Source organism: Sphingobacterium shayense, assembly GCF_013179575.1.
Taxonomy (GTDB): Bacteria; Bacteroidota; Bacteroidia; order Sphingobacteriales; family Sphingobacteriaceae; genus Sphingobacterium; species Sphingobacterium shayense.
Window position 1 is genome coordinate 1 of the sequence record NZ_JABMCQ010000171.1, and the last position, 8,631, is coordinate 8,631.

Consider the following 8,631-nt stretch of genomic DNA (forward strand, 5'->3'; position numbering starts at 1 on the left):
CTGCGGTATCCTGACGCGAACCGTCGTCTGCTATGATGATTTGCTCAGGTAGAATACTTTGTTTTGCCACGCTCAAAAGCACAAGTTCTAATGCTGCGGGCCAATTATAAGTAGAAATTATTAAACTTACCGTCATATGTTGCGTTTTTGTCGTTTCCTTATTATAACGTTATTTATTTCAGAAACGTTACAATAGCAAATGAAAAAAATAAAGGAATTATAATCCGAGTTTTGCAGTCCTGTCTTTAATAGGTTGGTTATTAAGGACGAAAACACGTTCTAAAGATAATTGAAAATCTCTAATAATCCTTGTTTCTGAAATGATTTTTCCCATTTAGGATGCTGATATACTCTCCGAGATGAATCCGAAGATAATAACGATAGCAGTATTGTTTTATCGGGAATTTCGTCAATGGTCAATGCATTTTCTTCGAAATCAGCATGTTTTAGAAAGGTTGGATGAACAATCATAGGTTTGTGAAAAGCAAATGCCATGTTCCAGCTCCCGCTTATTTTTGATTTGAGATAACTATTGAAATCGTTGATCCGAGGCGTAATAAGCGGTAATATAATATCGGATTTTTTTAAGTAAGCTAGAAATACCGAGGTATCCACAAATGTGGAAAAAGTTTTGAAGCTTTGCGTCAACCCTGCTTGTTCAATCTGTTTTAGAAGGTCACGCCCGTCGGATGTCGCTTGGATATTCCCCAAAATGATGAATTTGTATTCTGGCGAAGACCTTAAGACATGTGCTATCTGCATCAAAAAATCATAATCGCGACGTTTATTTTCGACTCTCCCCGGTACGGAAATCCATTTTTGACCTTCCGGTTTTTCTATCGGCATATCCGATATTGTTTGAAAAAATATCGGATAATAAGCCTTAACGGGCGTTTTGGTGAGCTGTCGTGCTGGCTCAACCAAATAATCATTGAGTACTAAGTATTGCGAAACTCTATTTGAGATCAGTTTTTGACCCCATCCCTTTTGTAGTTTTTTGATGTTATGGAGTATCCCGACGAATTTAGACCTTGTAAAGATTGAAAATAAACATAGGAATTTTATACGTCCCTGCGCCGTGTTCAGGAAGACAGCTTTGTAGGCAGTTTGTCTTAATTTAGTAGCAAGAAGGAAACTCGCTTTAATCGTCACTTCTTTACTGTTGTGTTTAACGATCTCGATTCGGTCACAGTAGGTTCTCAAATGAGCGATTCGGTTTTCAAGTGCTACGCTGACATATAAATGCACCTCATACTGCTCACTTAGAAACCATAAAGTACTTTCTAAACATTCCTCGTGAGAATCACCCAGCTCAACGACTGCTACTTTTGTTTTCATCGTAAAAATTCTTCGAGCTGCTGATAGATAACTTTTTGATCGAATTGTTTGAGCACATGCCGATACCCGGCATGTCCGAAGGCATCGCGTGTCTTTTGGTCACCAAGACTGAGAATATATTCTATTGTTTGATCAATGTTTCCATAAGGGACTAGATATCCAGTTTCACCATGTAGAACAAGCTCTCTATTGCTACTCACGTTAAATGCAATACTCGGTTTCCTGTATAACGCCGCTTCAGCTAGTACATAACCGAAGCCTTCCCACTTGGAACTTAATAGAAAAATATCGATTTGATTGAAGAAGCTATCCAAGTCGGAAACGAAACCAAGAAAGTTCACATTTTTTTCTGTTTTCGACTGCTTATTGTATTTTTCTAGTTCCTGGGCGAGAGGTCCGGTTCCGCCGATTAATATTTTGTGTTTTATATTCCGCCAGCTAAGTTCGCGCGATAAATCAATAAGAAACGTTTGGTTTTTTTGCGGTGCCAAACGCGCAAGATTCCCGATTACAATGTGGTCATTTTCTTCGCTTTTAGTTTCTTTTTCTTGAAAAGGGACTGTATTAATTGGGTTGTATATGACTTTGATTTTTTCTAAGGGAAACATTTGCGAATATTTCATGTTTATCGTCTTTTTTGTTTCCTGAGAGTTAGCTAGTACGTCGCTGATGCAATTTTTAAATATGTAGCGGTTTACAGCACTGTTTTTTATAGGAATGGCTGAACCGCGTCGATAAATTATACGTTCGGTACCTGAAAGGTGCCCAGCGTAGGCAGCAATTTTGATGTCAGCTGAACCGTTGACAACTAATATATCAAGCGAGAGGGTGTTGAAGATAGATTTTAAGCGGTTAACCTTAATCGGATTCAGAAAGCTCCGATTCGATACTGCGAAGTCAATATAGGTGATATGTGGGTGGGACGCTATTCTTTTTTTCAACTCGCTATTGGGGTCTCCGAACACAAAAACCTTATAATTCGGTAACCTCGCAAAATGCAATGCCGATTCCATATGCCACTTTTCCCCGCCGCCCCAGGAAATAGAAGAATTAAAAAAGGCTAATTTGATCATTAGCTAAATTTTGATATAATTTTTGGATTTTGCAAGTAATATTGTCATCATTAAATTGTTGAACGTAGTCCAATCCGTTAGTTCTCATTTGTTGTTCAAGAGTAGTAGAAGACAAAATGGACTGAATAGCATGAGATATTTCGTCAATATTCGTGGGGTCTATATACCATGACGAAGGGCCGGCGGCTTCTGGAAAGACTCCTGAACGATTTGTTATCACAGGTGTTCCGGAGTATAATGATTCGATGAGAGGAATTCCAAAACCTTCAAAAGTTGATGGATAGACAAATATGCTAGCTAGCTGGTATATGCCTGCCAAGTCCATCATATTATCTACCTTAAGAAACTTCACTCTTTTTTCTAGAGCGCGAGTTGCTACATAGGCTTTGATTTCATCCATATACGGAGTTTTCTTTCCGATTATTATTAGTGGAATATCTTGATTTTCAATTGCTTTTACAATCTGTAACGCGTTTTTGCGACGTTCCACAGAACCTACATTTAAGATAAAGTTAGTTGGGAGCTGGTAGCGTTTCTTGATTTCTTCTTTTCTTTCCTCACTGATAGGCTGTTTAAATGCAGGGTGACAACTCTGATAGATAACTTCTATCTTATGCTCCTCGATGTTTAAAAAATTGATAATGTCCCGTTTGGTTTGCTCGCTTATTGCGATAACCTTATCGGCACGTTCCGCTGCGTAGCGGAACTTCTTGGCATAGATCAATCTGTCTAGTGGCTTGTAAAGCTCAGGGTATCGAATGAAGATAAGGTCGTGAATGGTCACCACGGAGCGGATCTCTGTTTTATGGATACCAATAGGAATTTCACCAGAGAGACCATGATAAACCTGTATATCGTCGTTTTGTAGATATTCAATTATGCCACGACTACGCCAATAAGATGGAAAAATTTTGTTGAGAAAGCTCTTCCTAGGAGTTCGAATCTGTAAATGAGACGCATCGATGGTGGGTTTTGATTTTGTCGTGTATAGGATGTAGTCGTTATCGGGATAATATTCATGCATCGAACGTATTAGGTCTCTACTGTAGTTTCCTAATCCCGAACTGTTGTTGAAATAGCGTTTTGCATCATACCCTATGCGCATACTACGAATGTTATATTTTGTTTAATCTTGCGATAACCATTTCCGGAGTTATCAGTTCGATGGCTTCAATGCCATTACAAAGACAGGATTTATTGCCATAGATGGAGCTAGGCCGATTTGGATGCTGTACTTGTATACAGTCCTGTATTGATTGTCCATACCCAAGAAAACCACTAAATGGATGCGTTGCACCCCATAGCGAAAGGCAACGTGTGCCTACAAGAGATGACATATGCATTCCAGCAGAGTCCATGCTTATTACAAGTTTGAGATGGCTGATTAAATCTAACTCCCCGGCAATACCGAGTTTTCCAATCGTATTGTGCACATTGGGAAATTGTTTACTCCAGTTTTCGGCAATTTCATCTTCCTGTTTGCCTCCGCCAAAAATATAAAATGAATATTTTTTTTGATCGAATGTGTTAAAAATCTGGTCCCAATGTCCGGTTGCCCATACTTTATAGGGATGCTGTGCAAAGGGGGCGATGCCGATGTGGATCTTTTCCTTCACCAAGAACTGCTCGTATTGTCTGGGGACCGGGCGAACCTTTTTTGTGAGCCTATGATCTAGTTTTATCGGAAATCCCAGGTGACGAAAAACATCGGCATAACGTTCTACTGTGGGACGTAACTGTCTCAATACCTTATGTTTTTTACGCGTAAGCTCTTTCTTATTATGGCGAGCTTTATCTAAGGTTGCCAAGGGAAATCCAGCCGTTTTGAAAAATAGAGATAGAATACGCGTACGGATATTATTATGAAGGTCTGCGACGTAGTCAATATCGTAGTGTTTAAGTTCACCGAATAAACGCCATAATCCTTTAGGACCTTTGTGTTGCTCCTCTGGAAAGATGGGGTGGAAGGTAACATTAGGTATATCCTCAAAGAACGCCTTGAATTGTGGACGGCTAACCATGATGAGCTCGATATGCTTGTGCTGCATGCTAAGCTCCCGCAAGACAGAAGCGACCATTGCCACATCGCCCATGGCAGAAAAGCGCGTGATTAACACTCGAACATTTTTCATCGTGATTATTTTTGTTTCCCGTAAAGCACAGGGTTTAATGAAGGATCATTATACATTTTCATTTGCTTATATACTTTCATATATTTTTTCCCACTTTCAATATCCGATAGAAGCTCATCAATGCTTTGTGATAAATCCTTTCGCTGTTCAAGCAACACGTTTAATTTGTTTTGACAGGTCTCGATATGTTCCTTGCTTGCATCACCACGTCTGGTTTCTTGCTCCATGTGATATATTTTTAAAGCTAAGATCGAAAGACGATCGATTGCCCAAGCAGGACTTTCTGTATTAACACGTGCTTCTAATGAAGGTTTCACGTGGCGAAATAGACTTAAGTAATAACTGTCGATATACTCTACAGTGTCGGTACGGAATTGATTCGATTCATCGATGCGACGTTTCCAATATAATCCTCGCTCGGGTTCGATATCTGGATTACGAACCACATCTTCCATATGCCACTGCACGGTGTCTATCCAGCATTTAAGGTAAAGAAGGTGTTCCAATGATTGGATATCATATGGGTTGTCTATCGGTTGGTCGATGTTGTCAAATCGATGGTAATCATCGATCGCCTTTTTAAACATATTGTTGGCAATTGCGCTAATCATAAGCGCAAAGATAGGGAATTAACTTTTTGCTTGATGAATGAAAAAGTTAATTAAAGATATCTATTAGGAAACTCGGGAATAAGCCAAGGAGAATAAGTAGTAATGTGAACAAGTAACTGATGTATAAAAGCATGTTCGGCGCAGTTTTCTCTTGAGAAATATTTTCTTCTTTCCGCAAGAAGGCATATAACGGAATACGAAAATAAAAAAACAAGGAGATAACTGAGGTTAATGCTCCCACGACAAGCAGTAAGATCACTGCTGTGTTGTTATAATCTCCGGTAAAATCAAAGAGCGCAGTGAAAACCATCAGTTTACCAATAAAACCGATAGTGGGAGGTAGTCCGATCAACGAGATGCATACCAACGAAAAGGCAGTGAACAGTACCGGCATCTTTTTTCCTAGCCCGCCATAGCTACTTATTAACGTGGATTTTGTTAGGTATTCCAGCTGATCTATAAAAAGGAATGCAGCTAAGTTCATCAGTACATATGCACAAATATAGAAAAATAGGAAAGCAGAACTGTCTTGATAAGCATAGATGGCCATTAATAAAAAGCCTGTGTGTCCGATCGATGAATAGGCCATCATTCTTTTTACATCCGTCTGGCGTAGTGCGGCTAGATTACCAACTAACATAGTTGCAATAGCTACTAAGACAACATACCAATTTATCAATTCCGAAAAATAGAAATTGGTAGAAGAATAGGACTGGTACAGCCGTGTAAACAAAATGAGGGCGCCGACTTTTGGTACTGTAGATAAAAAAGCTGTAATACTCGTTGGGGCACCTTGGTATACGTCAGGGGTCCACACATGAAAAGGGACAAAGCCTAGTTTGAAACCTATACCTACTAAGGTAAACAATAGCGCTAGGCTGGTCATCAATTCCGGCGCTGCCATTAATCCTTGTAAATGTGCTGCCGCTTGAAAATCAAGGTTTCCTGTCAGACCGTAGATTAACGATAGCCCATAAAGCATGACCGCTGCACAGACTGAGCCAAACAGCGCGTATTTCATGGAAGCTTCTGCCTGACCTTTGTTTTTTGAAAAATACCCTACCAGGATGTACGAAGCGATAGAGACCATTTCAATACCGATAAATGCTAATAACCAGTTGCTAGTACTAGCAAGAATATGCGTTCCTAGAATTGCAGCAAGAAGTACGCTATAAATGTCTCCATTATTATCTGAATGCCGACTTCCGATAAAGAGAGTAATAACGAATGCAGAGATGATGGTAATGATCCGCGCATAACTACTCATGGGGTCTACAATCCACATGTTTGAAAAACCAATTGAGACCTGACCAAGTTGTTCGAACAAGAGATATCCAACAATCCCTAGTGTGAGTAGTGTAGCTACGTATGTGCAATGTTTATATATCCGATGTAGAAACAACGAAGAGAATATACTGAGGACAAATCCAATAATGAGGGCCAATTCCGGCTTAAATAAAGGTACGGAACTTATGATTTGGTCAAGTATATTGCTGATCGAGATATTCACTGTTTTCTACGGACTTATAAGTATGGATTGATAATATCAATGAGCTTAAGGATAGATGCATTTAGCTTACCAAACACAAGCGATGGCATGATACCCAGAATAAGTGCTAAGGAAATTGCTGGTACGAGAATAATTAGTTCGCGACGATTAAGGTCGGTGAGTGCGGCTTTCCATTCAGTTCCCCCTTGTAAACGCGTTTGTCCGAAGAACATGCGTTGTAGCGTCCATAGGAAATAAGCGGCACTTAAAAATATTCCTGCGGATCCAGCAATCGCCATCCAGCGTGGGATTCCAGTTGATATTGTTTGAGCATTGAATGCCCCGATGATTACAAAAGCTTCGCCGATAAAGGCGGAAAATCCCGGTAAGCCAAGCGAAGCAAAAAAGACAATCGCCACACAGGCGGTGTATTTAGGCATGATCGTCGCTAACCCTCTGAAATGGTATATATAACGGTCATGGACTCTATCATAGATGACCCCTACAAGGAAAAATAATGCAGCGCTTAAAAAACCATGTGAAATCATTTGAAACATCGCGCCGGAAAGCCCTTCTGCTGTTAAAGAAGCGATGCCCAAGAGAACAAATCCCATATGTGATACGGACGAATATGCGATCATTCGTTTTAGATCTTTTTGAGCCAATGCGTTAAGAGCTCCATATAAGATCGAAATTACTCCAATTAGTGCTAGCCACCAATTTGTATGCGCCGCCATGTCCGGAAATATACTATAACACACTCGAATGATACCATAGCCGCCAATCTTCAAAAGTATTCCGGCTAAGATGATGGAAACTGGAGTAGGGGCTTCTACGTGTGCGTCAGGGAGCCAGGTATGCAGAGGTACAATTGGTACTTTAATAGCAAAGGCGAAAAACAGAATGATAAATCCAACCAATCTTGCAGGGACCCCCAATATTTCATGATAATTACCAATAAAGCTAAAAAAGGATCCTTCAACGTAGTTGCTGGCGTTCATCATATGTAACATGTTGAAGGTATGTGCTCCTGTTTCTGGGTTAATTACAGAGAAATACAAGCCTACGATAACTAGAAGCATTAAGACAGACCCCAACAATGTATATAAGAAAAATTTGATGGCTGCATATTCGCGCCGGGAACCACCCCATATACCAATTAAGAAATAAAGGGGAAAGAGCATAACTTCATAGAAGACATAAAAAAGGAAGAAGTCTAGTGCGCAGAATATTCCCATCACTGCTGTGTTAAGTAACATGAGCAGCGCAAAATAGCCTTTTGGACTTTTGTCGATATTCCAAGAGGCACCGATTCCCATAAGCATAACCAAAGCACTTAACACGACTAAAGGTAGTGATATACCGTCTAGCCCAACTAGATAATCGATCTCTAGTTTTCCAATCGCGCCTAAATCCAATCGAATCCATGATATCTGTTCCAGAAACTGGAAGTCTGCAAGGGTATTCACACCCGCTTGTGACCCTTGAAAATTTTGGTAAATATATAATGATATCCCCAGTTGCAACAACGTAAAGCCTAGCGCAATATATTTATAACTCAACCGAGCTGCATGAGGTAGAGCCAAAATCAATGTTAAGGCAATCAAGGGAAGAAATATTAATATGGATAATAAGCCCATGTTCTATTTAATTATCAAATAAAGAAAACCCAAAATCAAGACGGTCAAAGCAAAACCAATATATCCTTGTAATTGCCCATTTTGAACGTGTCTTACCAAATGACCAAGGTAGTACGTGCTATTGCCCACAAGATTTACTATTCCGTCAAGAATATTTTTATCAAACCAGTGCGCTATCTGGGAAAGCCAGTTAACCAAATTTGTAAAGAAATAGGTTAGTCCGTCAACGATTTTTCGATCAACGAAATAAAGCGCTCGACTGACTCGCTTTATGTTTTTTACAAAAACGAACTCGTTAAATTCATTGAGATAAAACTGATTGTTGGCGAATAATACCAATTTGTTATC

General features: G+C 39.7%; 8 protein-coding genes and 1 pseudogene. All 9 read right to left on the reverse strand.

Annotation, left to right across the window (positions count from 1 at the left end):
• A partial coding sequence (locus tag HP439_RS15860; protein ID WP_172391316.1) for a glycosyltransferase occupies positions 1-136 on the reverse strand: 136 nt, incomplete at its 3' end.
• A gap of 143 nt (positions 137-279) precedes the next feature.
• Complete coding sequence (locus HP439_RS15865; protein ID WP_172391317.1) at positions 280-1,338, reverse strand: glycosyltransferase; 1,059 nt, start codon at positions 1,336-1,338, stop codon at positions 280-282.
• Positions 1,335-2,411, reverse strand: a complete 1,077-nt coding sequence (locus HP439_RS15870; RefSeq protein WP_172391318.1) for a glycosyltransferase — start codon at positions 2,409-2,411, stop codon at positions 1,335-1,337. Before HP439_RS15870 ends, HP439_RS15865 begins: the two co-directional genes overlap by 4 nt.
• Positions 2,389-3,516 (reverse strand): glycosyltransferase family 4 protein, encoded by a 1,128-nt coding sequence (locus HP439_RS15875; protein WP_172391319.1) that lies wholly within the window; start codon positions 3,514-3,516, stop codon positions 2,389-2,391. Before HP439_RS15875 ends, HP439_RS15870 begins: the two co-directional genes overlap by 23 nt.
• Before the next feature lie 10 nt (positions 3,517-3,526).
• Positions 3,527-4,543: a glycosyltransferase family 9 protein gene (locus HP439_RS15880; RefSeq protein ID WP_172391320.1), complete on the reverse strand. Its 1,017-nt coding sequence runs from the start codon at positions 4,541-4,543 to the stop codon at positions 3,527-3,529.
• Between the two features lie 5 nt (positions 4,544-4,548).
• Positions 4,549-5,154, reverse strand: a complete 606-nt coding sequence (locus HP439_RS15885) for a DUF4254 domain-containing protein (protein ID WP_172391321.1) — start codon at positions 5,152-5,154, stop codon at positions 4,549-4,551.
• 46 nt (positions 5,155-5,200) lie between these two features.
• Positions 5,201-6,664, reverse strand: a complete 1,464-nt coding sequence (locus HP439_RS15890; RefSeq protein ID WP_172391322.1) for an NADH-quinone oxidoreductase subunit N — start codon at positions 6,662-6,664, stop codon at positions 5,201-5,203.
• Between the two features lie 14 nt (positions 6,665-6,678).
• Positions 6,679-8,283 carry a complex I subunit 4 family protein gene (locus HP439_RS15895; RefSeq protein WP_172391323.1) on the reverse strand — a complete coding sequence of 535 codons (1,605 nt, stop codon included), beginning with the start codon at positions 8,281-8,283 and terminating at the stop codon, positions 6,679-6,681.
• Between the two features lie 3 nt (positions 8,284-8,286).
• Positions 8,287-8,631 (reverse strand): annotated as a pseudogene (locus tag HP439_RS19450) (hypothetical protein); the annotation flags it as partial.